Below are 26,924 nucleotides of genomic sequence, written 5' to 3'. Positions count from 1 at the left end.
AGCACGGATGCACGTCGCTGTCCCACGCCGATCGACCATTTGGTGTCGACACCCTGGAAATCGGTTTTGATCGCTTTTTTGACTTGCTCGTTTAATGAAAGTCCATCACTTACAGGAAACCGCGCTGCGCTATTTCGTTGAAGTCGTACGCTGCGGCTCCATCACGGAGGCATCGATTCGGCTTGGTGTTGCCGGCTCCGCAATCAGTCGGCAGATCGCGCATCTCGAAAACGTACTGGAGACCAGTCTCTTCGATCGGCGACCACGCGGCATGGTGCCAAGTGCTGCCGGTAACGTACTGGCCGCGCATGCGTTCAAGGCAGCGCTCGATGCGGATCATGTTATTCAGCAGATTGCGGATTTACAAGGTGCGAAAGGCGGCAGTATTCGCCTCACGTCTTCGGAGGGCTTCGCAATCGAGTTCCTGCCGGGCGTCATTACCGAGTATCAAAAGCACTATCCGGGAATAACATTTGATGTCACCGTCACCGAACCGGTCCACGTGTCCCGACGCATTATTGAAGGAGATGCCGATATCGGCTTCGTATTCAGTCGGACACCCCAAAAAGAAATCAAGGTCGAACATCGTCAACCGGCACCCGTTCTTGCCGTGATGCGGCCCGATCATCCGCTTGCGGACCGGGATTACATCGATTTGGCCGAGATGATTCAATATCCGCTGGCGCTTCCGGACCAGAGCACCACGGTACGGCAGCTATTCGACATTGCTTGCAGCCTGCGACAACTGCTAGTCGAACCCGCGATCACCAGCAATTTCATTGTTTGCCTGCATAGCTTCGTTCGTGCGGGAAATGGCATCACCGTGTCAGGCGAAGTATCGGTGAGAAATGCTTGCCGCCGCGGAGACCTGGTGGCCAAATTGATTCGGGACAAGGCGCTGGACGCACGTAATCTCGAGTTGCAAACCTTGGTGGGACGTACACTTCCAAAGCCGGTACAGCTTTTCCTGGATTTTCTGCGCAATACACTGGAGTTGGAACAGTCTCCATTCGCGCGTGAGGGCCGTCCTTGACGGTCTCGCAACGGCGGAGGCGGCGGGCGTCGCAGGTGCCAAGCGGATGCGCTCGGCGTTTGATGCCGCGGCAGGCAGCGCGACGATAGGCGCGTTTGCCACCGTCTTACCACTGATTCGGGGCCGATCACCCGCCGTTACTGCGCTGCATTCCGCGAGGAAGTCACCGCCAGGACATGGTTCGCGAGGCGTGCTTCACCTGAATCAGACATCACATCCCAGCCGCCTCCCAATGCTTTATAAAGCGCCACCAAATCAGTGGAAACCGTCGCGGTACTGTCGACCCACTGTTGCTCGTAGGTAAGGACGTTTTTCTGCGCGCTCAGTACATCGAGGTAAGTGGTCAGCCCTCTCGAATACCGTTGATTCGCGAGATCCAACGCGCGCTTTGAAGCATCGACGCTTGCCGCAAGGCTATCGCGGCGCTGCTGCTCCGTACCGAACTGCGTTAACGCGTCATCTACTTCCTGGAAAGCGGATAGCACTGTTTTCCGATAGGTGATTGCCGCCTCCTTCTGCTGCGCATTGCGCAAGGCAAGGGTCGCACGTAGCTTGCCTCCCTCGAAAATCGGCAGTGATATGCTGGGACCGGCGCTATAGCTCCGCGCCCCCCAACTCCCCATATTGGAGAACTGCGTAGCCTGAATGGCAACGCTACCCGACAACGTGATCTTCGGGAAAAAGTCGGCCTTCGCGGCACCGATGCTGGCCGTTGCCGCGTGTAATTTTGCCTCCGACTCGCGTATGTCGGGCCTGCGACGTAATAAGTCGGACGGTAGGCCAATGGGTACACGCGGTGGCGCGACCGGTATTGCCGCCGGTTCGCGTAGCTGTACGGCAAGCGTTTGAGGATATTCACCGAGCAATAGCCCGATAGCGTTGATCAGTTGCGCCTCCTGCTGTTCGAACTGGGGAAGGTTCGCAGCTGTCGTTTCCGCCTGGCTTTCCGCATTTGCGACATCCAGATCGGTCGTCAAGCCATGTTTCGCCCGTTCACGCGTCAGCTGGACCGTGCGCCGCGCGTAAGCAAGATTCTGCTTTGCAAGCGCAAGTTTCTGTTGCGTGCTTCGAAGGGTAAGATAGTCGCGTGCGACTTCCGCAGCCGTGGACACCATCACGTCGTGCCTTGCTTCTTCCTGCGCTTCCGCTGTCGCGCTGGCGTTCTCCGCGGTACGCCGCACTCGGCCCCACAGATCAAGCTCCCATGACGCGTCAAATCCATATTGATAGAGATTGAACGGTGGCAGCCCACTCGACGTAACGTCTTGTGTCGGCACCCCACTTTCACGGCCGCCTAGCCCATTCGTAGAGGTTGCGGCCGATGAGCCGCTACTCTCAAGCAGTCCGACCACCCCGTCGGCACTCTGCAACTCCCGCGTATAGGAGGCGTTTCCGTTCAATGTTGGCAACGCGCTCGCGCGCGCCTGCTTGAATTGCGCGCGAGACTCCGCCACGCGTGCCGCCGCAGCCTGGATATCGAGGTTGCTGTTCATGGCACGCGCGACCAACGTGGTCAGTAACGGATCACCGAAACTGTTCCACCACGCAGGCGCAACAGGCTCCTGCACGGCAACCGCATGCCCTGTATCCGAAGGTGTCGGCGTTTCCGTCCATTGTGCTGGCGTCTGTAGCGCCGGCCGTTGAAAATCCGGGCCCATCGTACATCCGGAGACCAAAGCAATCGACGAAATCAACAGGGATGGCAATCGATAATCAATGCGCATTGATTGGCGCTCCCTTCGGCAGCTTGGGCAAGAAAAAACAGATGGGCGCCAGCACCAATGAAATGACCCCCAGCACGATGAAGACATCGAGATAACTCATGACAGATGCCTGCTGTTCCACCGTTGATGCGATCGAACGAAGCGAACCGGTAAAACCGTTATAAGGCGTGATATGTTCAGCGAGCCGCGCATGATGGAATTGCTCCCGCCACGCCAATTCGGTTGTCACCAACGATACGCCGAAACTGCCACCTAGATTGCGCGTCATGTTGATCAGCGCCGACGCATTGTTATTTTCGCTTTCCGGTACGCCTACAAACTGAACCGTCGACAAAGGAATAAAGAGGAAAGGCAACCAGATGACCTGATAGAGACGCGACAACGACACATATTCGAAACCGATATTCAAATTGAGCCCTGCCGTGTGGAGCAGCGCGATACCTGTACCTGCCAGGGATACCATCACGAGCCATTTCGGCTGAAAAACACGGCCGGTGACGACACCGGCAATCGGCATGATGAAGACCGTCATGAGCCCACCGAGGCCGAGCGTCAGACCGGCGTTGGTCGCGTCATAGCCTAGTAATTCCTGCGTGAATTGCGGCAGGATCTGTGTCGTACTGTTGATGATGAAACCGAATGCGAACATTACGGTACAACTGATGGCAAAGGCACGCGATTTGAATAAGCGAAGGTTCACGATTGGCTGGTCGGTCGTCAACTCGCGAATAACGAGGGCGATCAGTGCGATGCCTGCAATAGCAGACAGCGTGCAGATGAAGTTCGATGAGAAGCCGTCTTCACGCTCGAACTTATCCAATACGATCTGCAGGCAACCGAAGCCAATCGCGATAAGAAAAAAGCCCAGGTAATCGACCTTCACACCTTTATCGAGCAACGCCTGTCGTTCCTGCTTCACCAATTTGCTGTCGCTGACGAATAGCCAGGTCAACACCAACGACAACAAACCGACCGGCAAATTGATCAGGAAAACCCAGTGCCACGAGAAATTCTCGGTGATCCATCCCCCGAGCATCGGACCGATCGCCGGCGCCGTGACAACGGTAAATCCGTAGAGCGCGAACGCCAGCGCACGCTTCTCGACCGTAAACGTGTCCGCGAAAATACTTTGCTCAACCGGGGCCAGGCCGCCCCCGCCCAGACCTTGCAACACCCGGAAGACGACCATCATCGTCAACGACGTTGCAAATCCACACGCAACAGAGCTGACCGTGAAAAGCACCACGCACATCATATAGAAGCGCTTACGTCCAATCACGTTCGATAGCCAGCCGCTGATTGGCAAGATAATCGCATTACTCACCAGGTAACTGGTGGTGATGTACGTACTTTGATCCTGGCTTGCCCCTAATCCACCGGCGATATGTCTGAGGGCCACATTGGCGATCGTGGTGTCCAGTACCTCCATGAAGGTCGCAATCGACACGATGACGGCGATCAACCAAGGGTTGTAGTCACCCGCGGCCGACCGCGGCAAGGCGGTATTATCGGTCGCCATGACTATCTCACCGTCACGCGCGGCGTGACTGATAGTCCCGGTGCCAGTTGCAGATGACGCCAATCATCGTTGTCGAAGACAATTTTCACTGGCACGCGTTGCACGACTTTTACGTAGTTTCCGGTGGCATTCTCCGCCGGAAGGGTACTGAATACCGAACCCGTTCCACGCTGTATGCTATCGACGTGTGCATGAAGCACGCTTTCCGGGTAGGCATCAATGTGTACCTCAACGGCCTGCCCCACGCGCATATGCGTCAGCTGGGTTTCCTTGAAGTTGGCCGTCACCCACATGTCGTCGGGAACGACAGCGACCAATGCCTGGCCCGGCGTGACATAGTTGCCAAGATTGACCGTACGCCTTGTCACCTTGCCGGCCTGCGGCGCTCGTATTGTCGTGTAGCTCAACTGCAGCATCGCGTTCTCGACATCGGCGTCATATTGACGGACCTGCGCGAGCGCTGCATCAATCTTCGTTTTCTGAGACGCGACCTGCGCCTCGCCAGCCCGCACGGCATCCTTGGCACTATCGAGACGCGCGAGCGCGCTCTTCGTACTTGCCTGGCTTTGCTCTAATTGCTGGCGCGTGATTGCAGCGGGATCCGTGCCAGTATAGCGGGCAAGGTCTTGCTTGGCCTGCGTCAAATCCGCTTCCGCAACACGCACCTGTGCAACCTGCTGCGAAAGCGTGGCCGTCTGGTACACCAAATCGGCACGCGCTTGCGCGACCTGCGCTTGGGCATTCGCGTCCTGTGCCTCAGATTGCTTCAAGCGCACTTCGAAGTCGCGGCTGTCTATCCGAAGCAGTGGCTGATCTTTGTCCACATGCTGGTTGTCGGCCACCAGCAATGCAGTCACGCGCCCGCTCACCTGCGAAGCAATCTGACTCTGGTTGCTATCGATAAACGCATCGTCGGTGCTTTCATAGTGACGACTGTGAAGCCAATAGGCCAGGCATCCCGCCACGAGAATGATCAGCAACACCCCGCCAAGGAGCGCGTTCCGGCGCTTATGCTTCGGGCCCATCGGCGCAGATGACTTCTGCATGTCACGCGGCCCCTGCTCGTTATCTGACGGAGCAGGCGGGTTCTCCCGACCTGACCGAGAGGCGCTGTCGTCTGCGCTATCGCTACCGGCCATCACAATCTCCAAAAGGCTAGGCAGGGTATACTACAATAAAACGACTCCGTTTCGTTCTATTTTTGAGATTTGGGATAATGTGCCAGGAACGCATTATCTAGTGAGGCGCTTTCGTGAGCCGTATCCCCAAGATCGTCAATAAACCGGAAACCACCGGTTTACCCAAATCGCTTTTTTCTCGCAAGCCAGGTCGACCGCCCAACGCCATGGCGGGAGACGTGGATGAGCGGATACTGAATGCCGCAACAGCAACGTTTATAGAGCGTGGATTCGGTGGGGCGTCACTGGATCGTATTGCCGAGGCAGCCGGCGCAAGCAAGGCAACGCTTTATAGCCGATATGACGGCAAGGACGCGTTGTTCGCGGAAGTCGTACGCCGCAATTGCGAACAAAGCTTGCAACTTGCTTACGAGAAAAAGCGTTCGGGAACGCTCCCGGAGCAACTGGTGGCGATGACCCAGCTGTTCGCGGCACGACTGATCAGCGATGAAGTCATCGGTCTGATCAGGATGGTGGTAGCTGAAGCGCCCCGATTTCCGGCACTTGCCAAACTCACTCATGATGCCGGGCGAGCTCGCACGATCGATGCGGTAGCGACGACCCTTGCCGAGTACGGCCAGCGCACGAAGACGGAAGGCACGCGTCAGGCGGCAAAGCAACATGCACAGTTACTTGCTGTCCGTATTCATGAAGCCGTCGTCTCGCCGATGATTATTCGCGCCTTGCTTTCCGAAAACCTCGCTGAAGTCCGCGCGGAGATTCCCCAACACGCAAAAGAGACGGTTGATGTGTTCGCCGCCGCAGGCGCGTTGGCAGAATTTATGTAACCGGCGTTGACCTTCGCTTTACTAACGGCGCGTTCGCATGGCGGTCAAAATGCGCCTACGTAGTTCTCAGCGAGTGCCGTCGACAAAGCCCGGGAGTTCACGACGTTTTCAAGCTCCGCACGTTGTATCTGCTGCTGGAACGGCGAGGCGTCCGAGAAAGTGTGGAGCATACTTGTCATCCACCACGAGAAATATTCGGCACGCCAGATACGTTTCAAGGCGGTGGCGGTATAAGAATCCAGAAGATCGCTACGAGATTCCTTGTAAAACGCCTCAATGGCTTGTGAAAGCAGCTTGACGTCCCCCACCGCGAGGTTCATACCCTTGGCGCCCGTCGGCGGGACGATATGCGCCGCGTCTCCTGCCAAGAACAAACGACCATACTGCATGGATGACGAAACGAAACTACGCATGCCGATAATGCCCTTTTGAAAGATCTTCCCCTCTTTCACCTGCCACCCATCGGCGTTCTCCAATCGCGTATGAAGCTCGTTCCAGATGCGATCATCCGACCAATTGTCGGTATTGTCTTTCGGGTCACACTGGAAATACAAGCGCTGCACCGTAGGGGAGCGCGTGCTGACCAACGAGAATCCTCTTTCATGCTGCGCATAAATCAGTTCTTCGGAAGACGGGGCCGACTCCACAAGAATACCGAACCAACCAAACGGATAAACGCGCTGGTAGTCTTCGCGCACGGCACTGGGGATCGCGGGACGCGAAACACCATGAAAGCCATCGCAGCCAACGACGAAATCGGCATGCAGCTGGTACTTTTCCCCTTGATCGGTAAAGCAGACTGACGGCCTGTCCGTTTCGATTCCCACCGGCGCCACGTCGCTGACGTTGAATAAGATTCGGGCCTGCGCCGCCAGGCGCGCTGCGACAAGATCCTTGATTACCTCATGCTGCGCGTAAACCGTAATGGCCTTGCCAGTCAGTTCGGATAGCGCGATACGATGGCGACGTCCACCAAAAGAGAGTTCGACACCGCGATGCAGGGCGCCTTCCGCCTTCATGCGCTCGCCCACCCCGGTTTCGGTGAGGATATCCATCGTACCTTGCTCCAGCACACCCGCGCGGATGGTGGCCTCGATCTCCTCGCGACTGCGGTTTTCCAGTACGACGGATTCGATGCCGTTCAAGTGCAGCAGATGCGAAAGAAGAAGGCCGGCGGGACCGGCGCCAATGATCGCTACTTGGGTTTGCATTGCCACGTCTCCTTATTTACGGGATATCCCCTTACTTGGACCCATGGTAGACGTGCGGTTTCGAATTAGAAATGGATGATTCCGAAAAATACTTGTACTATTTTCACATCCTAAAAATAACAGATTCTCCGGAACGGAGGAGACATGATCGTGGGTAGAAACAAAACCAGCATCGGCGAGATACCGCAATTCTCCCTTTATGGCGAGATTGCCCGGCCAGATGGCGCCGAGTCCGTGCATATCGAATTGATCGAGACCCGCAGCCGGATACACGACTGGCACATCCTGCCGCATACCCATGCCAACCTGTTTCAGGTACTTTTTTTAATGTCAGGCCGTGTTACGGCACAAATGGAAGAGGATGTCTGGGAGCGCGACGGGCCCGTCGTCATCACCATTCACCCGTCGGTGGTGCACGGCTTTGACTTTTCGAAAGATGCGGTTGGCTTCGTGCTGACGGTCGACCCACCGGTGATATTTTCACTGGGCGACGGAAACGACCATAGCAGTCTTTTCTCGCCGCTTTTCCTGCGGCCGATGGCAATCGACCTGACGCGCGTCCCGGACCTGTGCCTGCGACTGGAATCTCTTTTGCGCCTCTTGATCGAGGAATCGGCATGGCCGCGCACCGGCCATACTCTGATGCTTGAATGGCTGGCGCGTAGCGTGTTGCTGCATCTGGTTCGGCTGGAGGCCGATCACCGTTCCGCCGCGCTTTCGGGGAACGGGGAGTTCGAACTGTTTAGCCGCTTCCGTGCACTCGTGGAAGAACACTTCAAGGAACAATGGCAAGTTGGCGTTTATGCCGCGAAGCTCCATGTGACATCCAGTCGCCTGCATCGGCTGTGCGTAAAACTGTGCGGCCAGTCCGCCTTTGATCTGATACAGCAGCGGCTGATGCTTGAGGCCTGTCGTAAGCTTACCTACGTGCCGTCAAGCATTTCGTCCATCGCATACGAGCTGGGTTTTCAGGATCCGGCGTATTTCAGCCGACACTTCAAGCGGCACATGGGGCTCACGCCAAAAGAATACCGGCGCACTAACGTACTGGATTAACGCAAACGCTGGTGCGCCAACAATCTATCTTACATCGACCGTGGCGCGGTTTGCTTTCAAAACATGGTGTGAACGCCCACGCGCGCAATGGCTTGAGATGCATTGCTCGACGAGCCTGACGTATCCATGATGCCATTGATCGCCGCTTGTGCGCCAGAGTTGGCACGCTGATAGATGCCCTCGACGTATACCGTCGTTCGCTTGGACAGCGAGTAGTTCGCAATTGTACTCACCTGATGCGCGTGGTTGCCATCAAGCACCTCGTTTCCTTTCATGTACATATAGCTAGCCCCGAGCGAAAACGCTGGGGTAAGATGCCAACTGGCTCCAGCCTGGGCGGCCCATGCCGTTGCACCGGACAATGCGTTTCGAACAGTTACAAGGTCTGCGACCAGATAGACCGGGCCAAGTACATAATGCGTGCCGACTCCCCAATTCCTGATGGGAATCTGAGGCGATCCGCCAGACGATCCGGCATATTTCTTCTCCGTGTAAGCAGCGCCGAGTCCGAACGGCCCTGCCACATAGTTCGCACCGAAACTCATGCCTGAATTCGCGCCAAACGATCCCGAAACACCCCCCGGCGCATACAATGCGCCAAAGGAGAAACCTGCAAAGACGGGTGACTCGTATTTTATGGAACTGTTCATCTGGATACCGCTCGCCCTGCTCCAGTCGAACCAACCCGTGGAGTTTTGCGGGATACCGAGTTTTTGAAAGGGTCCGGCGGCGAAGCTGTACAACCCACCGGTAAGCGCGCTGGGATTGTTTCCCTTGTCCAGCAACGACGCAGACATGAAGTCGTATACGTTACCCAACGTCAACTGTCCGAAGCGACTGCTTTTCAACCCAACATACGCATTGCGGCCGAAAATCCCTTGCTGAAGCACGCTTCCCGTACCTAACTGGAATTGACTCTGCAGGTTGAAGATAGCGCTGGTTCCGCCGCCCAGATCCTCGTTCCCCGTCAGGCCGAACATGCTTGGCGTATAGATCCCGTCATCGAATTTCGTAACCGAATGCCCCCCCTGATTCGATACGTATGAAATGCCTCCGTCGATCAGACCGTAAAGCGTGACATTGCTTTGTGCGTACGCTGTCGAACACATAAGTATACCTAAACATATTCCAACGAATCGCTTCATTTCCGTCTCCATTTTATTAGTATTTTCGACTACCTTTACAACGACATTTTTCGTACGCACCGTGCCATACGCCTTGTTTCACCCCCAACCCTGGCGCATTGGCACGCTTTGCAAACTCCCGCGTCAGCGGGCCGGCTCGACTGCACGCAGTACATTGGCCGACACGGCAATACCCGGACCACTGAACTCGACCATCTCAACGCTCAGATAGTCGAGAATCTCCAGATCCGCAACTCCATTGACGATATGAAACGTCGTGGGCAACTGCGCGAAGGTTGCCCGGTTCCATTTCACGACACCGCTCTCGCCCTTCCAGCGTTTAAAGTTCGCGTCGTTAAACTTGATTGGTGACACATCACCGGCTGCTTGCGGCAATGGCTGCGACGTGGTTGTGTAGGCGACATCGCAGCCACCACTTCCGTAGCTTCCGGTGCGCGGCATGTACTTGTAGAAAAGCGCCGCGCCGCCGGGTCCAGGTAACTTCTTTTCACCGCCCGCCTCAGTCAGCCCTTCAATCTGCATCTCAAAAAATTTGAAGTCGAACCATGATGCGTCCCCGCCCGCCAGACCGGTCTTGAGGTCGACACGCAAATCGGGCATATCAGCAAACAATTTTGGAAATCCCAACTCCTCGCGCCCGGTCATGATCGCATCTGGACGACCTTCCCATAAGACAGGGCAGAACGAACCGTCAATCGTTTCGTCCTTACCGGTATAGACGGCCGGCACTTCGACCATCAGAATGCCGTACCCTCTACCAGCCAGCCAATACAGATCGCTGAACTGGGCAAGCGAGACATGTACTTCAGGCTCACCGCGTAGCGCGAAGCCCGGCGGCAGAATGCGTTCCAGTTGCGCGCGATTCGTACGGTAGCTTACCGTCATCCATCGTGCATTCATCGTTCCCGATTCCTCGAGCGTCCATGGCGTGCCGTCCGCCTTTTGACGGGGCCCTGGCGCCGGACCGAACACGGCAGGCATGCGATAGCGTACGCCTGGCTTGAATTCTATGGTCATCGTATAACTCCTTATGTTTGATTGATGGGTCAGAACGGGTAGTGGCGCGGCGTGGTCTGCAACGTGATCCAACGCAGATCAGTGAATTCATGCACACCTGCTTGACCGCCAAAACGCCCCATGCCGCTTGCCTTCACACCGCCGAACGGCATCTGCGCTTCATCGTGCACCGTCGGTCCGTTGATATGGCAGATGCCTGACTCGATGCGCCTCGCCACTTCGAAGGCGCGGGCCGCGTCGCGGCCGAATACCGCCGCCGACAAGCCATACTCGTTGTCATTGGCGCAGGCGATTGCCTCTTCGACGCCCCGTACGCGCACAATAGGCTTCACGGGACCAAACGATTCCTCGCTGTAAATTCGCATTGCGGGGGTGACATGATCGAGCAGTGTTGCCGGCATCAGCGTGTTCGTGGATTTGCCTCCGCACAGCAGCGTCGCGCCTTTCGCCAGCGCGTCGTCGATAAAGGCATTGCAGCGTTCGACGGTGCTGACGTCCACCACCGAACCCAACACCACCGGCACCTGGCCACGCGGATCACCTACCGGCAGTGCACCGGCCTTCGCCGCGAGCCGTGCCACGAATGCATCGGCGATCGTTTCGTCGACGATGATCCGTTCGGTCGACATGCAAATCTGTCCCGAGTTGGCGAATGCGCCGAATGCCGCGCCGTTCACTGCGGCGTCGATATCCGCATCATCGAGCACGACAAGTGGCGCCTTGCCACCGAGTTCGAGCACCACCGGCTTTAAGTACTTGGCGCACGTGAGCGCAATGACGTGCCCCACGCGCGTCGAACCCGTGAAATTCACCCGGCGCACGGCGGGATGGCCAATCATCGTCTCCACGACCGCCGCCGCCGCGTCGGGCGCGTGGCTGACAAAATTGACGACACCGGCCGGAAAACCGGCGTCCCGGAACGCATCGGCGATAAGCCAATGCGTGCGTGGGCAGAGCTCCGAACCCTTGAGCACCACCGTGTTGCCACATGCGAGCGGGGCTGCAATCGCACGCACCCCAAGAATCACTGGCGCGTTCCAGGGCGCCATGCCGAGCACCACACCGGCCGGCTTCCGCACCGACAACGCGAGCGAACCCGGCAAGTCTGATGGGATCACCTCGCCATTTACCTGGGTCGTGAGCGCCGCTGCTTCGCGCAGGAAGCCAGTCGCGACCTCCACGTTGAAACCGGCCCATGCGGCACTCGCGCCGGTCTCGGCAGTCATTGACTCGACGAACTGCGGAAGTTTCGCTTCCAGCGCGTCAGCCGCCGCCGTCAGGAGTTTGCGTCGGGCGCCCGGCCCGAGTGTGGACCACGCGGGAAACGCCGTTCCGGCGGCCTCGACTGCCAGCGTGGCGTCCTCGACACCGGCCGCGGCCGCCTGCGTTACCGTCTCTCCGGAAAGTGGATTGCGACGCTCAAAGGATTTACCGCCCGCAGCCGGCACGGCCTTTCCGCCGACCAACAAATTGACTTCGTACACCATGTCTCGTGTCCCCTGATTTTTATAGGCCATGCCTCATCGGCCGTTCAGGCAATTTCGGCTGCGACCGCGTTCTCGATATGGCCTAGTCGTTCGATTTCGACCCGTACAACGTCACCGGGCTCAAGGAACTTGCCGAGCGCAATGCCCACGTTCGCGCAAGTGCCTGTCGCGATCAGATCGCCGGGCTGGAGCGTCATGACTTGGGAAAGCTCGTGAATCTGCTGCCAAATGTTATAGATCATGCCGCCAGTGCTCGCGCTCTGGCGCAAATCTCCGTTTACCCAGAGCTTCATTTCCAGGGCGTGCGGATCGGCAATCTCATCGGCGGTCGTGATCCATGGTCCGATCGGGCCATGCGTGTCGAACGACTTGCCCAGCGTGAAGGTGGGGCTTTTGAACTGCCAGTCGCGCGCGGTCACGTCGTTCGCCACAAAGTAGCCGCCGACCACGCTTGCAGCATCCTCGACGCTCACATAGCGGCAACGTTTACCGATGACGACGCCCAACTCGGCCTCGTAATCCATCTTGCTGGACACTTTCGGCTTGTATATCGGATCGAACGGGCCGGTAATGCAGGTGACCTGCTTGTTGAACCACAATTGGTTGGTCGGCACCTGTATGCCCGCTCGCGCCGCTTCCTCCGCATGATCGTGATAGTTCATGCCGATGGCCAGGTATTTCTGGGCATCAGGAATCGGCGCTTCAAGCTTCACGTCCTTAAGCGATACGCCACCCGACGCGTCGGAAAGCGCCTGTTCGAGACGCGCTAGCAGCGCCGGGCCAGCTGCAAGCACTTCGCGGATCGAGGCGGGTGCGGAAGCGTCGAGCGCCGTCAGTGGAATGACGCGGTCGCCGTCGATGACGCCGATGGTCGTGACGCCGGCGAGGGTGTAGCGGGCAAGTTTCATACTAAGCGCTCCTGCGGAATGCGTTTTGATGTAGGGTTCATTCAAAAAATTCTGGCGTCATGGGGGGAGCCCATTGACGTAGCTCGTCTGGCGACATCGGGGCATGCCCCACGGGCATGTTGTCGTTGACGAGATCGCCATCCGTCCAATGCTCTATCTTGTTTCCAAAAGGGTCACGCCAGTAATCAAAGATCTGGCTACCCTGAACGTGCCGGCCCACGCCCCAGGAATGTTGATAGCCGCACGACTTCAGGTACTCACCACCCAGCATGACGTCGTCGATATCCAGTACTTCGAAGGCGGCATGGTCGAACCGGGAGCGCCCGTCCTGAGCGGCAATCACCGCCACCGTGTGATGGTCTGTCCACTCATCGCCCAGTCCGCAGTGCATGAACGCCGCGATCGTGTTCTGTTGAGTGCCGGCCCAGTAGGTGTCCGACGCACGCAAGCCCAGAACATCGCGATAGAAAGCATGGGATGCCGCGAAATCGCTGACTTGAATGGCGATGTGTCCAAGCCGCATGACGCCGCTAGGACGCGGCTTCAGACGCACCGGCTTGCCCAGGCGTTGGGGCGCCCCCCCGAAGTTCACGGCGACCGACTCACGCAGCGGCAACGGCGCGTGCTGCGCCCCCCCATGTAATACGTCCACCAGGAACCCACTCGGATCGTGCATCCGCACGCGACGGCCACCACCGGGTTCCGGGTTATCTTCCACCTGCAGGCCGAGATGTGACGCGAGACGCTCCAGGTCCGCCGCATCGCGGGCATACAGTCCGAAGCCAACCGTCTGGTTGCTATCCCCAAGTTCACTGATATGCACGTGATGCGCGGGACCGGCGGCACGCATATAGAGCGCCCTTTCCGTGCGAGCGGCGCGATGCAGACCAAAATCGAGCAGAAAACGCTCCATGCGATCGAGGTCCGTGACCTGATACCGCACGAAGGCAATGTCTTGCACTGTAATCACGAAAGCGTCTCCTTCTTTTGTCATCCGACCGGTGTACCTCGACATGACGTCGGACACCCGAACAAATCCATGAAATCCGTGTTCACATATTATTCTAAATAAAATCGATAAAACATAGGGAATTCCATAATCTTGACCAACATGCATGATCAAGGCGAGAATCAGCCTACGCTTCATCACCTTGGAATCATTCATCTCATGCAAAACACCGTGTCATCTCCGAACGGCAAGAGCCTGACGTCGCTTGCGGTCGAACGTTTGCGCGGAGATATCCTTTCTGGACTGCTGCGCCCGGCGGAACGACTGCGGATCCAGGCGCTCAGTGAGCGCTATGAGATTGGTGCCACGGCCATTCGGGAAGCACTGTCACGCCTTGTGACCGATGGCCTCGTGGACTCCGAGGATCAGCGCGGTTTTTGCGTGACGCCGGTCTCGCGTGAAGATCTTGTGGATCTCACCGAAACGCGCGTCCAAGTGGAATGTGCCGGCCTGCGTCAGGCCCTCGTGCGTGGTGGCGTAGAGTGGGAATCGAATGTGCTCTCCGCGTTTCACCGTCTGCAAAGGACGCCGACGCCCAGTTCGCCGGATCTGCATGAAGCGTGGGCATCCGTGCATCGGCAGTTCCACGAAGCGCTGTTGGTGGGATGCGTATCGCCGTGGACGCTCCGCCTGTGCCGCTTGCTCTACGATCAGTCGGAGCGCTATCGCAATCTGGCTGAGCAACACACCTCCGGAGCAAACCGGGACGCCATGACCGAACATCGTGAGCTGATGGATGCGGCGATGGCCCGGGACGCCGATCGCGCGACACAACTGCTTGGCGAGCATTTCTGGGCGACCACGGGGATCATTCTGAAGGCGGTCTTCAACGAAGGCGAAACACCGGGTGACGTACAACGTCGCGGCGGCCGCAAAAAGCACAATCCATGATGCGGGAGCACTGATCCCGCAGGGTGCAGCCGCACCCTTCTATGTAAAGCCATTGACATGCTGCGCGACGTGCGGCAGGGCTCAATCTTGCCCGCGATTCGCTGACGAACAATAAGAATCATCTTGCAGGGCCGGATCAGGTGCGGAAGCGCTAGCCTGCCCAACACAGGAGACCTGTAATGCAACAGCATCTTCCCGCCACTCCCGATTCGGCTTATGAGTTCAAGGCCGTTGGCGTGCTGGCACTAGGCCTGGGAATGGTCGGACTCGATCGCTTTATCATCAATCCGCTGTTCCCGGTAATGCAGAAGGAACTCGGGCTCGATTACCAGGACCTGGGCATGATCTCGGCGGCGCTTGCGCTGACCTGGGGATTCGCATCGATCGTTAGCGGCCGGATCACGGATCGATTGGGACCCGCACGCGTGCTGGTGCCGGCCATGGTCATTTTTTCGCTGCTGGTGGCGACGACGGGATTTGCGACCGGCCTCGTGAGCCTGCTGGTAATTCGTTCGGTCATGGGACTGGCGGAAGGTGCCTATCTGCCCGCCAGCATCGTCGCCACGGTCAATGCGTCCAAACCTGAGCGGATCGGACTCAACGTCGGTCTGCAACAAATGGCGCAACCCCTCGTCGGCCTGGGTCTCGGGCCCGTCATCGCCGTAGGCTTGCTCAAGGTAATGCCGAGTTGGCACTACGTGTTCGCGGCGGTCGCGGTGCCCGGGCTTTTGCTCGCGTTCGTCATGGCCCGCGTGCTGCGCAACGCGCCGCGAGCGGCGCCCTTGCCGCGCGAGGCGCCCACACAATGGCGCAGCGTTCTGACCCACCGCGCGGTATTGATCAACACGGCGACCATGCTGTGCTATCTGACCTGCCTCATTACGTTGTCGGCCTTCATGCCCAATTACCTGACGGACCACATCAAATTAAGCCTGGACCAGATGGGCCTGGTGCTAAGCGGCCAGGGCGTGGGCAGTCTCGTCGGCATGGTCATCATTCCCGCGCTCTCCGACAAATTCGGACGCAAACCGCTGTTGCTGATTGCACTGATCGTGGAAGTGGTCGCGCTATGGGTTCTGCCATCAATCGGCGCCGAACCGCTCAAGCTTTTCGCCATCCTGTTCATTATTACTTTCATGAACGCCGGTGCCATTGCGATCACGGTCGGCCCCCTCACGAGCGCTTCCGTTCCCGCACCGCTGGCAGCGTCAGCCACCGGCGTGGTGGTCGGTGTCGGAGAGATTGTCGGCGGCGCACTGTCCCCGGCCATGGCCGGGGCCCTCGCGCACCAGATGGGTATCACGGTGATTCCGGTCATTGCCCTTATCGCCACCGTGTTCGGTGCAGCGATCGTTGCGATCGGGGTACGCGAGCCGCATCGTTCGAACGCCATCGAAGAACACGTGGTGAACACCTTGCCTTGACACATTGATGGCGAGGACCTGACATTGTCTTCGCCACATTTATGAAGACCTATTGGAGAAAGACAGTGGCATCCATCTCACAACATCGCGATGACGGCCTCTCGCCAAGCCAGGTGGATATGGCAGACGTCGCCATCGTAGGCTACGGGCCAGTGGGGCAAGCGCTGGCGCTCAAGCTCGCGCAGTGCGGACATCGCGTCGTCGTGGTCGAGCGTTGGTCGACTTTGTATGGACTGCCGCGCGCCGTGTGCCTGGATCACGAAGCAATGCGCATGCTGCAGTCACTTCGCGTCATGGAGGAATTCGAGGCCGCGACGTGCCTGAGCGAGCGGTACGAATGGCGCAACGGCGACGGCGAAGTATTGAAGGCCTTCCCGGCGCTCAATGAAGTGGTCGCCTCCGGTTGGCCGAGCCGCTGCGCGTTCAGCCAACCGGACCTCGAACGGCTGCTCGACAAGAAAATCCATGAGGGGTATGGCGAGCAGGTAACGGTGCATCACAATGTCACTGTCACCGGCGTCGTGGAGCATCTTGACCGCGTCGTCCTCGAAACGCACGTGACGGGCGACAATGGCGGCGAACCAACGTATGTCGCGGCGCGTTACGTCGTGGGATGCGACGGCGCGGGTAGCTTTGTCCGACAGGCAATGGGCTCGTCATTAGAGCGCATCGGCTTTGCCGCGGACTGGCTCGTCGTCGACCTGCAACCGCGCGACCCGTCACAATGGAACGCGGATGTCATCCAGATATGCGACCCTCAGCGGCCCACCACGGCGGTGCCGGGCGGACCCGGCCGCCGTCGCTTCGAATTCATGATGCTCGAGAGTGAACGCAAGGAAGACTTCAACAATGCGCAAGCCGTATGGCCGCTTCTGGAACGCTGGGGTTGGACACCCTCCAATGCGATTCTTGAACGACACGCCGTCTATACGTTCGGCGCTGCCGTCGCGCAGACATGGCGACGCGGCAGAATGATGATTGCCGGCGATGCAGCGCATCTCACGCCGCCCTTTGCAGCGCAAGGACTTTGCGCGGGCCTGCGCGACGTCTCGGCGCTTACGTGGCGGCTTGACGCCGTTCTGCGTGACCAGGCGCCGGACGGACTATTGGACAGCTATGGGGCCGAACGGAAGGAACACGCAACGGTATTTGTCGCGTTTGCCGTGATGCTGGGCAAGATTATTTGTGTGCTCGATCCCCGTCAAGCAGAGGAACGGGATCAGCAATTGCGCAACGATACCGGCCGAAGCGAGCAGCGCTGGCCGGCGCCGCGCTTGGGAGATTCGCCGTTCATTCGCGAGGGCGACGACCACACCGGTCTGCTTGGCGTGCAAGGGCGCGTTGCCTATCAGGGCAAAATCGGCCGTTTCGACGATATCGTGGGATCGGGCTTCGCCCTGATCGGCCATGAACACGATCCGTCGAATGCATTGAGCGAAGCACAGCGTCAGTTCCTGAGCGATATCGGGGCCATCGTGATCGGAGTCGGCGAGCACTGTGCGGCGCAGGACATCGACGGCACATACGCGCGCTGGTTCACGGAATTGGGCGGTAACACGGTTCTCGTGCGTCCGGACTTTTATGTATTCGGCCAAGGCGATGCGGCAAGCGTCGTGGATGACCTGATGAAGACGTGGCAACACTTGGCTGCGTCTCCCGTACGGCAAGCGCTGGAAGTATGATGACGACCGCCGCCCTGCGTCCCGGTCCAGCCATGGCCGCGGAGGACCGCCGTGTCGCACTTCTCGCGCAAGGCCAGTTGTCCGCGCTGGCTGATCTGTTCGACGACACGTTGATCTATGTTCACTCGACGGGCCTGGTTCAAGGCAAGGCTGACGTTCTGGAATTTTTCGCGAAAACGCTGCGTGTCGTTCGCATCGAACGTCAAATCGAACGGGTGACCGAGGACGGTCACCTCACCAGTATCGCCATGATCCAGACGATGCATGCCACGCTGCACGCTGATGAATCCAAGCACATCGCCACGCGCAGTTACATCCACACGCTCTGGCGCCTCACCGATGGCGATTGGCGCCTGCTGCACTTCCAGTCCACCGCCCTGCCGGCCCAATAAAGCCAACCGCCACGCAAGCCGGCGCTGGCAGGCCGCTGCGCGATGCACCTTGCCGACCATGGCGTTGGCGACATGCGTCTCGCCGTGCGTTATACGATACGCGCGACCTCATCGAAGGACAGGCGCGGTCCACGCGGGCGGAAACCGGCGGGATCGGCAACGCCCAGATTGAACAGGAAGTTGGCGCGCCACTCGGTGCCGGCGAAAAAAGCCGCGTCCACGCCGGCGCGGTCGAATCCGCTCATTGGCCCGACGGAGAAGCCAGCGAGGCGTGCGGCGATCATCAGATAGGCACCTTGTAGCGTGGCGTTGCGTAGCGCGGTCTCCTCCGCCAGCGCGGGGTTGGCCGCAAACATGCCCGCGGCGTTCGGCATGGCGGGGAATTGGCTTGCCATCTGCTCGTGGAACTGCTTGTCCATCGCGACAATGACGGTCACCGGCGCGGCCATGGTCTTCTCCACGTTCCCTGGTGCGAGTACGGCACACAGACGGGCCTTGGCCTCCGCGCCGCGGACAAAGATCAATCGCATCGGCTGGCAGTTCATCGATGTCGGCCCGAACTTGGCAGCCTCGTAGAGCATGTGCAGGGCATCGTCTGACACTGGCTCGTCGGTGAACCTGTTGGCCGTGTGGGCCTCGGTAAATGGCCGTGAAAAAATAATGGGGTCGATCAAGATGGTCATGATATAAGGCGTGGAAGAAAACGACGGCGCCATGCTTTCGCATGGCGTACGTGAAAACCTGCTATCAGGCGGACTCGGGATGCCGAGGCGGCGCGATCTTGTTAATACTGTTCCAGTGCTCGCACAGCTTGCCATCGCGTAGCCGGAAAGCATCGAAGACGTAATAGTCGTACATCGTGCCGGGCGCGTCCGGTTCCGGTTGTGGGGCGTAGCCGGCAATGACTACGAGATCGCCCTCGGCCACGAATATTGCCGGCGGGAACCTCATCTCGTCCTGAACCGGCAGCGGCGGCGCATCCCCGAACAGGCCGCGCAGGTACTGCTCCAGACCATCCGGGCCGTTTGGGATATGGTTGCAGTGCTGCTTGTAGTCGTCGGTGACGAACTGCCTTACGGCCGCCGGATTGCGGGCCTCGAGCACATGCCGGAAGAAGTCGAAGACGACCTGACGGTTCTTTTGCTCCAGCGTAGGCTCTGGCGAGGAATTCACGCTCATAAATGACGTACCTGTAGGTTAGGATTTAAGAAATGGCGTGCCGCGTTCACATTTTCGACAGACCGGTGAGGCGACCGATATCGATTACGAGAAATGCACCGACCATCCAGCCGCTGCGCGTCTGCGCTTGTGAAACGCTGGCCAGCACGGCCGTGTTGGGATGCAGAAAATATTGCGCGAAGCCCTGGACCAGCATGCCGGGCACGATGCCGAACTGCGCATGCACGTCGAACGTGAAGGTATTGCGCGCCACGCTGTTGTTGACCACGGGGACCGCCCCGCCGGTTGCGCCGTTGAGCATGCTAGTGAAGGCATACCGTGCTTGTTGCTCGTACAGCGCCCGCTCGCTGCTCAGACGGATGTAGCGCACCGTCGTACCGACCAACGCCACCGGATTGTTCTTCAGAAACCCGCCATATTCGATGCCGCTGTATGCTTCGATCGGATAGGCCTGACCCGGGCCGGGGGTGATGAACGCCCCGCCGTAAGCCGCGAGGTTGCGCGGCACCGGCCCCTTCGAGTCGCTGTCGCGCCAGAACACTTTCCGCCCCTGCCCATAGAAGCCCCACGTGCCACTGGTATGCTTGAGCGGCGTGCCGGTTGGATTGAGCGCCTGGCTCGTGCCGTCCGTGTTGTACAGTGAATCGGTGTACGGTGTGGTCTTGTGATATACGCCGACCTCGTATTTCGTCGGGAAGCGGCTGTCCTTGAAATCCGTATCGTGCGTGACGTTGGCGATGCCGATCAGGCCCGCGCGCGTTCTGGTGGTCCAGTTCCAGCCGCTCGTCGTGGTCCAGTTGTCGGAGTTGTCCTCAATGACGCCGAGCCCCAGCTTCGTGTACTGCGTCAATTGCCAGGCAACGCGTGCACCCCAGACCGACTTTGTCACCCCGGGTGCGTCGAGCGTGATGGCGGGCGTCGAGACAACGCAGCCGCTGCACATCGTGGGCACCATGAAGTTGTCGTTCGTATTCATGCGCCCATACTCGATGTGCAAGCGCTTGTCGAACAAGTCATGCGACAACGTGAACTTGACAAGATCGCTACTTTCCGACTGTACCGGGAAGGCAGTGAATGCCGAACCCGTTTGAAACAGGTAGGTCTTGGTATTGTGCGCCGGTCGGTTCCAGGCCTCGACAAAGTTGATCTGGGTATCGGGGATACCGATCAGCTTATCCAGGTCGATCGTCGCAGACATGAAAAGCGAGCCATAGTTGGCCGACTTACCCGGCGAAACGCCGGTCGACGGGTTATTGAAATAGCCGTTGGTGAGGAGCAAACCGAGGTCGACACCGTACTTGCCGAGCCAGTCGCCGAACCCGGCGAGCGGCCCCTGCCGTAGCCCCGGTGCATCACCATGCCCTCCCGAGGGAAGCGGCATGCCAATATTCGGCGTCGTGTCCGGCGTGACCACATTCTGGGCATACTGCGTGCCTTGCGCCGTAGTGCCGCCATGACCGTTGGCGACTCCCGTCGCGCTGGCGGCAGCAACCGGCGCAGCCGGCGTCTTGACCAACTGGGTTGCCCTGGTAGCCGGATCGGATGTACTGGCATCCCCGCCCTGGGTGAGCGCGTTCGATTGCGCGTTGGCCGTAACGGCGGCGAGCAACAGTACCTTTGTCGCGAGGACGTTATTGACGAATTTCATTATGATTATGGACTTCGCGTAGCGTTGTTTTAGGAGTAGTCAAAGCATTGGAAGATGCCCGGCGCGGCGTTATCAGACCTGGCGTTTCGGTTCGGGTTGCGCGGCCAGGCCTACCGCGATGGTGGCAAGCACCGACAGCGCGATGCACAGAACAAACACGGGCGAATAACTGCCTGTCTTATCGAACACCGCCCCTCCCGCCCCCACCAACAACGCCGCCGAAGCCGTACCGACGGCGAGCATCAGGCCAAACACCTGCGGGAACGCACGCGCCCCGAAATACTTCGCGAGCAGGGCCATCAGACAGACTTGGGACGCACCATAGCCAAGCCCCACCGGCACGGCGAAATACCATAGACCCGCATCCCCATGCGGATGCATCGCCGCACCCAGTCCGATCGTCAGCAAAAACATCGCCGCCGCGCCGATATACCGGGCCGAGATGCGATCCCCGAGCACGCCGGCAAGCACGTTGCCGGTCAGTGAGGCGGCCACCATGAGCGCCACCGCGAAGGCGGATGCTGACGATGAATATCCGCTGTCGTGCAGGTGGATCACGCCGTGGGCCATCATCAACATCCAGTCGAAGCCGGCCACGCAAGTGAAGATCATGATCATCCAGTACGCCCGGGTCCGCAGCGCACCACGGAACGTCCATTCCGCCTCGTCATCACGCAGAGGCACCGGCATGTCATGCACGCCGGTAGCCAGGGGGTCGGCTTCCCGCGCGCCATCGGGCCGGATCACCAAGGTGGTGATGATCAGCGCGATAAGTGCCGTAGCGGTCATCGCAAACCATCCCGCACGCCAATCGCCCCCGTTCAGGGCAATGAGTTTGTCGAGCGCGGGTGGCGCAACCATGCCACCGATGTCGATAGCGGACAGCACGATCGACGCCGCCAACGCGCGTTTGTCGGGGAACCATCGCGCCACGGAGGCCTGTGCGGGCAATACGCCGGCACAGGCGCAGCCAGCCCCCACGACCAGACCGAAAGCAAGCGGAAATTGCCAGCTACGCGTCACGCTCGTCGCCATGACGAAGCTGCCGACGGCCAGCAGGCTGCAGCCTGCCAGGAGAACGCGCTTGACACCAAAGCGGCGAATGGCCGCCGCAACGATGGGACCGGGTACCCCCATCGTCAACACGAACAGGCCGAAGCCGACGCCGATGACGGTACGATCGAAATGCAGTGCTTCGGCCATATGCGTGTTGACGACGCTCGCGCCCACGCTGGGTAATGCGACGGCGCAGACGATGATGATCCAGAGCGCGCAAAGCAGGCGCCATCGGTAACGCGTATCGTGTTGCAGCATGTCGGCCGTGGTGGGACGATCCTGTGCCGCGGCACCATCGTGGATGATGTCCATGCCTGTCTCCGAATTTCTTAAAGTTTTATAGGGGTACTGGGTGATGCCCGGCGTACCCGCGCCGTGTCTTGTCCTGGCGATCACCGCGCCGGTGGCGGTCCTTTCGCGTCCTTGGGGCCGGCCACGTCAGGCAACCCACCAGCGAACATGCCGAACGGCGGACGACCGAGCAGATGCCGACCGTGAATCTCGCTGAGCGGATCCACCCGCGTCGCGCCGTGCAGATTCGCAACGCGGATGTCGCGTACGAAGCGTTGGATAGGATTACTATCGCGCGCGGTGGACGAGCCAAGGCACAACTGGATCATCCCGACCGCGTCATCGCACATCTTGGCGCCATAGACCGTGTGCATCGTCATTTGCGCCTCGGTCTCCGCCGGTATCGCCGTGCCCTCGATGCCCGCGCGGTCCACCACCTCGGCATAGCGATGAATCATCGCCTGCGCCGCGCTGATCAGTGCATCGGCCTTGGCCGCCACCATCTGTGCCGACGGCATATCAGCCACCGTGGGATACGGCAGGTTAAACGGCTGTAACCGTTGCGTCTGCTCCATGAAGCACTCAAGCGCGCCGCGCGCCATGCCATGCACGACCGCCATCACCGTCAAGTGCGTGACGAGCATCAGACCTCGCATATCCATGCGGTAGGCCACGCCCTCGTACTTGCCACGCAGTGCGTCCATGCGCGGACCCAAGTCAGCCATGTCGAGGAAACGGTGTTGCGGGACGAAAACCTCCTCCCGCGCGGCAACGCTGTTGCTGGACGTACCCCGCATGCCCATGACGTGCCAGTCATCGAGAATCTCATATTGATCACGCTTGAGCAGCACCATACCGCGCCGCCCGTGGTCTTCGGCATCCTTGAGTTCAACACCGACAGTGGTCCAGCCCGCATGCTTGCAGCCGCTACCAAAATGCCAGACACCCTTGACCATGAAACCACCGTCGACACGACGTGCATCGCCGACCTTGGTCGAAAAACCGATGCGCCGGCAGCCAACGGGCCGACCCAACTGTCGCGTTCAGCAAAGACCTCCTCGACCGCCTGTGCCGGGAACGGCAGCAGGTTACGCGTACCACCTGCGACGAACGCCATCCAACCCGCCGCGCCATCCGCACGGCCGACTTCCGACACGATGTCAACCACGTCGCGAATGCCCAACGCATAGCCGCCAAGCTCGACCGGCGTCGTCAGCTTGAAAACGCCGGCTTCTGTCAGCGCGGCCACGGTCGGATCGGGAAGCGCACCCAGCTTCTCCCCTTCCAACGCATGCTTGCGAATCAGCGGCACCAGTTCGGCAACCCGTGCACGGATGTGACGCCCTCGTTCGGTAGTCAGGGCGGGGGCGCCATCGGCGGGAAACAACTCGGTCATGGTCATTACATTCCTCTCGGTCGGGCTGCCACTCGCCACTGCACACCGCAAGGCGAATGCGAGACCCTAATTTGCGCCAGGTCAAAAGCGACATGAAGTTACAAGATGTCTAATCAATGTTCCCGACTCCGATCAACAACGTCACGTCGTTCACCGCATCTCCGTGAGAACGCTTGCGTCATGCGCAGAGACAGGCGGCGTTGTTTATATGTCTACCGATGTGGGGTTTTCTCGGGGTAGTGGGAAACGAGGGGGCGCCCTAATATAAAAACATTGCCGATTATCGATTTTCCGGGGAAATATCATTGAAACGTGATGAGAAAATCGATCACGCATGTCACGGCGCTGGCACGATGCCCGACGCGGCGAGCGTGCGCGGCGAACTTGCCCGAATCCTTGTCAGCCAATGCTTCGCGACGTCCGAACGCATGCGCGCCTTGATCGAATACCTGGTCAACCAGACCCTCGACGGGCGGGCGGATCGGCTCAAGGAATATACGATCGCGGTCGAGGTATTCGGACGGGGCAAGGACTTCGATCCGCGCATCGAGACCGTGGTGCGTACCGAAGCGTGGCGCCTGCGCGCCCGCCTTACCCGTTATTACGAAACGGAAGGCGTTGCCAATCCAATACGGCTGCAATTGGCCAAGCGTTCTTTCGCGGTGCTGGCGTGGTCGATCCCCGAGCCATCACGTTCATTGAGCTTCGCGCCACGGAGCGTTTCGACGGTTGCACGCGTCGCGGTCCTGCCGTTCATGGCCACGGGCGACGACCCCTTGCTGCGCGGTTTTGGTGAAAGCCTGTCCGACGAATTCAGCCATGCCTTAAGCCGTCTTCCACGACTCGAAGTCGCCGCGCGATCGTCCTGTCGCGCCATGACCGCGCAGCCGATGGTCGATATCCGAGAGGCCGCACGACACCTTGGCGCAACGCTGCTCTTCGAAGGTAGCCTGCGACGAACCGGCAACGACATCCGCATCTTGTTGCAACTGATTGACGCCGTCACCGGCTGCCAGTTGTGGACGCATGCCAAGGTAGTGTCATGGTGTGACGAGGCCGGCTTCCTGGAAGATACCGCTGCCAGGCTTGTGACTGATTTGATGCGCAGTGCGCCTGTCTGGCAGACGTCGTTGGCTGAAACGTTCATCGAAAGCGTGCGGCTGGACTCGGACCTGCGACAGATCTTGCTCGTCGGGATGGGCTGCACGCCGACCGTGCTCGACATCATGCGACACAGCATCGGTTGGCTCGAAACACGTCTGCGCGACAACCCGAACGACGCCGAAATGCAACTGACGCTGGCCAATCTGCTGGCCGCCTTCATCACCATCGTGCCGGGCTCCGGTGCGGATCTCATGCCGCGCCTGCGACACGTGGCGCAGATGAGCACGACAGAGCCGCACCTGGCTACACAAGGCCTGATCGCATGGGGCATGGCATCGTTGTTCGTTCTGGATCTGGCGACAGCCCATGGTGCCCTGACGCGCGCGGTCACGCTTGCGCCGCAGGACTGCGGCGCACGCATGGCGCGCGGCCTGCTGCATCTGCAAGTGGGATGCCTGGACGGTGCGATGAACGACATTCGCCTGGCGCGCGAGTTCCATCCGCTGTCGGCCACCGTCACCGGAATGGCCGCGGCGGTGCTGATCAACTGTCGCCGCTATGGCGAAGCGGTTGAACTGGCGCGCCGGGCCGTGGCGCTCGACACCGAATTCAAGCCCGCGCAGGCGCTGCTTGCGGACGCGCTGTTCTGGGACGGACGCGTTTCCCAGGCACTCGGCCGATTCGAGGAACTGACCGAGATCGGGGGGCGCAGCGCCTACGCGCTCGGCAAGCTCGGGTACGTCAGTGCCCGCGCGGGTCTGACCGACAAGGCACGCGCGATACTGGAAGAACTCAACGATTCCGATGACGATCCTGCACGGGTGTCGATGGCACGCGTGCCAATCCAGCTCGGACTGGGCGATCACGACGCCGCGCTTTCCGCGCTGACTGTCGCGCTCGAAATGCCCACGGCGCCCGAACTGCTGCTGTGCAGTGCGCCGCAATTCGATCCCCTTCGCGGCGATAAACGCTTTGCCGCGCTTCTCGCGCGCCTGGGTGCGGGTGTGCATCAAGCGGCCACGGCCTGCGAGGCAACGCCCACGGCGGGTTGACCAGCGGCGTCGGCTGGCGTGGCCAGGCGGCGGTATCGTCCGCCGTGGAACACCAGCGGCGCGGCAGGCGCGTGCTGTTCCACCGCCAGCACCTTACCAATCAAAATAGTGTGATCGCCGCCTTCATGGAGCGACGCAGTCTCACACTCGAAACGGGCAGCGCAGCCGACGAGCAAAGGCGTTCCGCCATACCCGCCTAGCATGTCGAGACCGGCGAACCGGTCGATATCGCGCGTTGCAAAACGCCGCGACAGCGCTTCCTGCTCCTCTGACAGCACATGGACGGCCCAGTAGCGTGCCGACGCGAACACGGCATGCGATGTTGCCCGTCGAGCAAGGCTCCAGAGGACGAGCGGTGGATCAAGCGACACGGAGTTAAAACTGTTGGCAGTCATGCCGACAGGGCGGCCATCGACGTCGCGCGTCGTGATGACGGTGACACCCGTTGCGAAGTGGCCCAGCACGCGACGGAAGGTATCGGCATCGAAAGAAGGATTGATAGAGGTCATGATCGGAGAATCAGCGTGGTCTTGAACGTCATCATTTGCCCCGGCGGCGATGAACGGAAGTCACATGATGTCTCACGTCATCAGTGCGCATCATCCTCCGCGACCGCTTAATGACGCGTGCTAGCCGCCGTCGCAGGCGTAGGCGGCAGTGCTGACGCAGGGCTGGAGAAATCGCCGAGCTCGATCAGAATGCGCAGATCCGAGACGAACTTCTGCGCAATGGTC

The 26,924-nt window shown here is 59.6% G+C and carries 24 protein-coding genes; 8 read left to right on the top strand and 16 right to left on the bottom strand.

Annotated features, from left to right (window positions below; translation table 11 throughout):
- The first annotated feature begins 94 nt into the window (after positions 1-94).
- A complete protein-coding gene (locus tag WM40_RS11900; protein ID WP_024905282.1) occupies positions 95-1,033 on the top strand; it encodes a LysR family transcriptional regulator in 939 nt (312 codons plus the stop codon).
- A gap of 137 nt (positions 1,034-1,170) precedes the next feature.
- Here WM40_RS11900 and WM40_RS11895 read toward each other — a convergent pair whose 3' ends face one another.
- Genes WM40_RS11895 through WM40_RS11885 form a run of 3 tightly spaced genes read right to left on the bottom strand, consistent with a single transcriptional unit; the run spans position 1,171 to position 5,322 of the window.
- The gene (locus WM40_RS11895) at positions 1,171-2,757 is read right to left on the bottom strand and encodes an efflux transporter outer membrane subunit (RefSeq protein ID WP_046152946.1); all 1,587 of its coding nucleotides are present in this window, start codon (positions 2,755-2,757) and stop codon (positions 1,171-1,173) included.
- On the bottom strand, positions 2,747-4,276 hold the full coding sequence (locus tag WM40_RS11890; protein ID WP_046152945.1) for a DHA2 family efflux MFS transporter permease subunit: 1,530 nt from the start codon (positions 4,274-4,276) through the stop codon (positions 2,747-2,749). The genes WM40_RS11895 and WM40_RS11890 overlap by 11 nt, the downstream gene beginning before the upstream one ends.
- A gap of 2 nt (positions 4,277-4,278) precedes the next feature.
- Positions 4,279-5,322 carry an HlyD family secretion protein gene (locus WM40_RS11885; RefSeq protein ID WP_046152944.1) on the bottom strand — a complete coding sequence of 348 codons (1,044 nt, stop codon included), beginning with the start codon at positions 5,320-5,322 and terminating at the stop codon, positions 4,279-4,281.
- Between the two features lie 206 nt (positions 5,323-5,528).
- Between WM40_RS11885 and WM40_RS11880 the strand changes: the two genes are divergently transcribed.
- Positions 5,529-6,242, top strand: coding sequence for a TetR/AcrR family transcriptional regulator (locus WM40_RS11880; protein ID WP_024905278.1), 714 nt, complete (start codon positions 5,529-5,531; stop codon positions 6,240-6,242).
- 44 nt (positions 6,243-6,286) lie between these two features.
- Here WM40_RS11880 and WM40_RS11875 read toward each other — a convergent pair whose 3' ends face one another.
- Positions 6,287-7,453: a 4-hydroxybenzoate 3-monooxygenase gene (locus tag WM40_RS11875; protein ID WP_024905277.1), complete on the bottom strand. Its 1,167-nt coding sequence runs from the start codon at positions 7,451-7,453 to the stop codon at positions 6,287-6,289.
- 144 nt (positions 7,454-7,597) lie between these two features.
- Between WM40_RS11875 and WM40_RS11870 the strand changes: the two genes are divergently transcribed.
- A complete protein-coding gene (locus tag WM40_RS11870) occupies positions 7,598-8,509 on the top strand; it encodes a helix-turn-helix domain-containing protein (RefSeq protein ID WP_024905276.1) in 912 nt (303 codons plus the stop codon).
- A 56-nt stretch (positions 8,510-8,565) separates the two neighbouring features.
- Here WM40_RS11870 and WM40_RS11865 read toward each other — a convergent pair whose 3' ends face one another.
- The 5 genes from WM40_RS11865 to WM40_RS11845 all read right to left on the bottom strand — a co-directional run bounded on the left by WM40_RS11865 (position 8,566) and on the right by WM40_RS11845 (position 14,036).
- Positions 8,566-9,654: a porin gene (locus tag WM40_RS11865; protein ID WP_046152975.1), complete on the bottom strand. Its 1,089-nt coding sequence runs from the start codon at positions 9,652-9,654 to the stop codon at positions 8,566-8,568.
- Between the two features lie 123 nt (positions 9,655-9,777).
- Positions 9,778-10,671, bottom strand: coding sequence for an acetoacetate decarboxylase family protein (locus WM40_RS11860; protein WP_024905274.1), 894 nt, complete (start codon positions 10,669-10,671; stop codon positions 9,778-9,780).
- A gap of 29 nt (positions 10,672-10,700) precedes the next feature.
- Positions 10,701-12,158 carry an aldehyde dehydrogenase gene (locus WM40_RS11855; protein ID WP_096349173.1) on the bottom strand — a complete coding sequence of 486 codons (1,458 nt, stop codon included), beginning with the start codon at positions 12,156-12,158 and terminating at the stop codon, positions 10,701-10,703.
- Positions 12,159-12,202: 44 nt separating this feature from the next.
- On the bottom strand, positions 12,203-13,066 hold the full coding sequence (locus tag WM40_RS11850; protein ID WP_046152943.1) for a fumarylacetoacetate hydrolase family protein: 864 nt from the start codon (positions 13,064-13,066) through the stop codon (positions 12,203-12,205).
- A gap of 37 nt (positions 13,067-13,103) precedes the next feature.
- Positions 13,104-14,036 carry a VOC family protein gene (locus WM40_RS11845; RefSeq protein ID WP_024905271.1) on the bottom strand — a complete coding sequence of 311 codons (933 nt, stop codon included), beginning with the start codon at positions 14,034-14,036 and terminating at the stop codon, positions 13,104-13,106.
- Between the two features lie 210 nt (positions 14,037-14,246).
- Between WM40_RS11845 and WM40_RS11840 the strand changes: the two genes are divergently transcribed.
- From WM40_RS11840 to WM40_RS11825, 4 genes are all read left to right on the top strand, one after another.
- Positions 14,247-14,966, top strand: coding sequence for a GntR family transcriptional regulator (locus tag WM40_RS11840; protein WP_236693481.1), 720 nt, complete (start codon positions 14,247-14,249; stop codon positions 14,964-14,966).
- A 179-nt stretch (positions 14,967-15,145) separates the two neighbouring features.
- Positions 15,146-16,390, top strand: coding sequence for an MFS transporter (locus WM40_RS11835; protein ID WP_024905269.1), 1,245 nt, complete (start codon positions 15,146-15,148; stop codon positions 16,388-16,390).
- Positions 16,391-16,455: 65 nt separating this feature from the next.
- On the top strand, positions 16,456-18,072 hold the full coding sequence (mhpA, locus tag WM40_RS11830; RefSeq protein ID WP_024905268.1) for a bifunctional 3-(3-hydroxy-phenyl)propionate/3-hydroxycinnamic acid hydroxylase MhpA: 1,617 nt from the start codon (positions 16,456-16,458) through the stop codon (positions 18,070-18,072).
- Positions 18,072-18,464 (top strand): nuclear transport factor 2 family protein, encoded by a 393-nt coding sequence (locus tag WM40_RS11825; RefSeq protein ID WP_046152972.1) that lies wholly within the window; start codon positions 18,072-18,074, stop codon positions 18,462-18,464. The genes mhpA and WM40_RS11825 overlap by 1 nt, the downstream gene beginning before the upstream one ends.
- A gap of 89 nt (positions 18,465-18,553) precedes the next feature.
- Here the strand turns inward: WM40_RS11825 and WM40_RS11820 are convergent, their stop codons facing one another.
- The 6 genes from WM40_RS11820 to WM40_RS31370 all read right to left on the bottom strand — a co-directional run bounded on the left by WM40_RS11820 (position 18,554) and on the right by WM40_RS31370 (position 24,034).
- Positions 18,554-19,147, bottom strand: a complete 594-nt coding sequence (locus tag WM40_RS11820) for a malonic semialdehyde reductase (protein ID WP_024905267.1) — start codon at positions 19,145-19,147, stop codon at positions 18,554-18,556.
- 64 nt (positions 19,148-19,211) lie between these two features.
- Positions 19,212-19,643, bottom strand: a complete 432-nt coding sequence (locus tag WM40_RS11815) for a nuclear transport factor 2 family protein (protein WP_046152942.1) — start codon at positions 19,641-19,643, stop codon at positions 19,212-19,214.
- 46 nt (positions 19,644-19,689) lie between these two features.
- Entirely contained in the window at positions 19,690-21,291 is a 1,602-nt protein-coding gene (locus WM40_RS11810; protein WP_024905265.1) for a carbohydrate porin, read from the bottom strand.
- A gap of 72 nt (positions 21,292-21,363) precedes the next feature.
- Positions 21,364-22,659 (bottom strand): MFS transporter, encoded by a 1,296-nt coding sequence (locus WM40_RS11805; protein ID WP_024905264.1) that lies wholly within the window; start codon positions 22,657-22,659, stop codon positions 21,364-21,366.
- An 80-nt stretch (positions 22,660-22,739) separates the two neighbouring features.
- Entirely contained in the window at positions 22,740-23,342 is a 603-nt protein-coding gene (locus WM40_RS31375; protein ID WP_236693480.1) for an acyl-CoA dehydrogenase family protein, read from the bottom strand.
- On the bottom strand, positions 23,282-24,034 hold the full coding sequence (locus tag WM40_RS31370; RefSeq protein WP_236693479.1) for an acyl-CoA dehydrogenase family protein: 753 nt from the start codon (positions 24,032-24,034) through the stop codon (positions 23,282-23,284). Before WM40_RS31370 ends, WM40_RS31375 begins: the two co-directional genes overlap by 61 nt.
- Positions 24,035-24,339: 305 nt before the next feature.
- Between WM40_RS31370 and WM40_RS11795 the strand changes: the two genes are divergently transcribed.
- Positions 24,340-26,190, top strand: a complete 1,851-nt coding sequence (locus WM40_RS11795) for a tetratricopeptide repeat protein (RefSeq protein ID WP_046152941.1) — start codon at positions 24,340-24,342, stop codon at positions 26,188-26,190.
- On the opposite strand, the gene WM40_RS11790 is transcribed toward WM40_RS11795, so the two are convergent.
- Entirely contained in the window at positions 26,148-26,699 is a 552-nt protein-coding gene (locus WM40_RS11790) for a flavin reductase family protein (protein ID WP_024905261.1), read from the bottom strand. The two genes, WM40_RS11795 and WM40_RS11790, sit on opposite strands and share 43 nt — an antisense overlap.
- Positions 26,700-26,924 lie beyond the last annotated feature (225 nt).

Origin of the sequence: Robbsia andropogonis (assembly GCF_000970345.1) — a bacterium.
Classification (GTDB): domain Bacteria; phylum Pseudomonadota; class Gammaproteobacteria; order Burkholderiales; family Burkholderiaceae; genus Robbsia; species Robbsia andropogonis.
Note: the sequence above shows the minus strand (reverse complement) of the source record. Positions and strands in the feature narration are given on the sequence as shown.

Bases quoted from the DNA above. Each gene is read 5' to 3' on its own strand.
- WM40_RS11835 (WP_024905269.1), top strand. From the start codon at position 15,146: ATGCAACAGCATCTTCCCGCCACTCCCGATTCGGCTTATGAGTTCAAG.
- WM40_RS11865 (WP_046152975.1), bottom strand. From the start codon at position 9,654: ATGAAGCGATTCGTTGGAATATGTTTAGGTATACTTATGTGTTCGACA.
- WM40_RS11875 (WP_024905277.1), bottom strand. From the start codon at position 7,453: ATGCAAACCCAAGTAGCGATCATTGGCGCCGGTCCCGCCGGCCTTCTT.
- WM40_RS11790 (WP_024905261.1), bottom strand. From the start codon at position 26,699: ATGACCTCTATCAATCCTTCTTTCGATGCCGATACCTTCCGTCGCGTG.
- WM40_RS11860 (WP_024905274.1), bottom strand. From the start codon at position 10,671: ATGACCATAGAATTCAAGCCAGGCGTACGCTATCGCATGCCTGCCGTG.
- WM40_RS11810 (WP_024905265.1), bottom strand. From the start codon at position 21,291: ATGAAATTCGTCAATAACGTCCTCGCGACAAAGGTACTGTTGCTCGCC.
- WM40_RS11805 (WP_024905264.1), bottom strand. From the start codon at position 22,659: ATGGACATCATCCACGATGGTGCCGCGGCACAGGATCGTCCCACCACG.
- WM40_RS11850 (WP_046152943.1), bottom strand. From the start codon at position 13,066: ATGAAACTTGCCCGCTACACCCTCGCCGGCGTCACGACCATCGGCGTC.
- WM40_RS11890 (WP_046152945.1), bottom strand. From the start codon at position 4,276: ATGGCGACCGATAATACCGCCTTGCCGCGGTCGGCCGCGGGTGACTAC.
- WM40_RS11855 (WP_096349173.1), bottom strand. From the start codon at position 12,158: ATGGTGTACGAAGTCAATTTGTTGGTCGGCGGAAAGGCCGTGCCGGCT.
- WM40_RS11900 (WP_024905282.1), top strand. From the start codon at position 95: ATGAAAGTCCATCACTTACAGGAAACCGCGCTGCGCTATTTCGTTGAA.
- WM40_RS11885 (WP_046152944.1), bottom strand. From the start codon at position 5,322: ATGCAGAAGTCATCTGCGCCGATGGGCCCGAAGCATAAGCGCCGGAAC.
- WM40_RS11825 (WP_046152972.1), top strand. From the start codon at position 18,072: ATGACGACCGCCGCCCTGCGTCCCGGTCCAGCCATGGCCGCGGAGGAC.
- WM40_RS31375 (WP_236693480.1), bottom strand. From the start codon at position 23,342: ATGGACGCACTGCGTGGCAAGTACGAGGGCGTGGCCTACCGCATGGAT.
- WM40_RS11820 (WP_024905267.1), bottom strand. From the start codon at position 19,147: ATGACCATCTTGATCGACCCCATTATTTTTTCACGGCCATTTACCGAG.
- WM40_RS11870 (WP_024905276.1), top strand. From the start codon at position 7,598: ATGATCGTGGGTAGAAACAAAACCAGCATCGGCGAGATACCGCAATTC.
- WM40_RS11815 (WP_046152942.1), bottom strand. From the start codon at position 19,643: ATGAGCGTGAATTCCTCGCCAGAGCCTACGCTGGAGCAAAAGAACCGT.
- WM40_RS31370 (WP_236693479.1), bottom strand. From the start codon at position 24,034: ATGACCGAGTTGTTTCCCGCCGATGGCGCCCCCGCCCTGACTACCGAA.
- WM40_RS11895 (WP_046152946.1), bottom strand. From the start codon at position 2,757: ATGCGCATTGATTATCGATTGCCATCCCTGTTGATTTCGTCGATTGCT.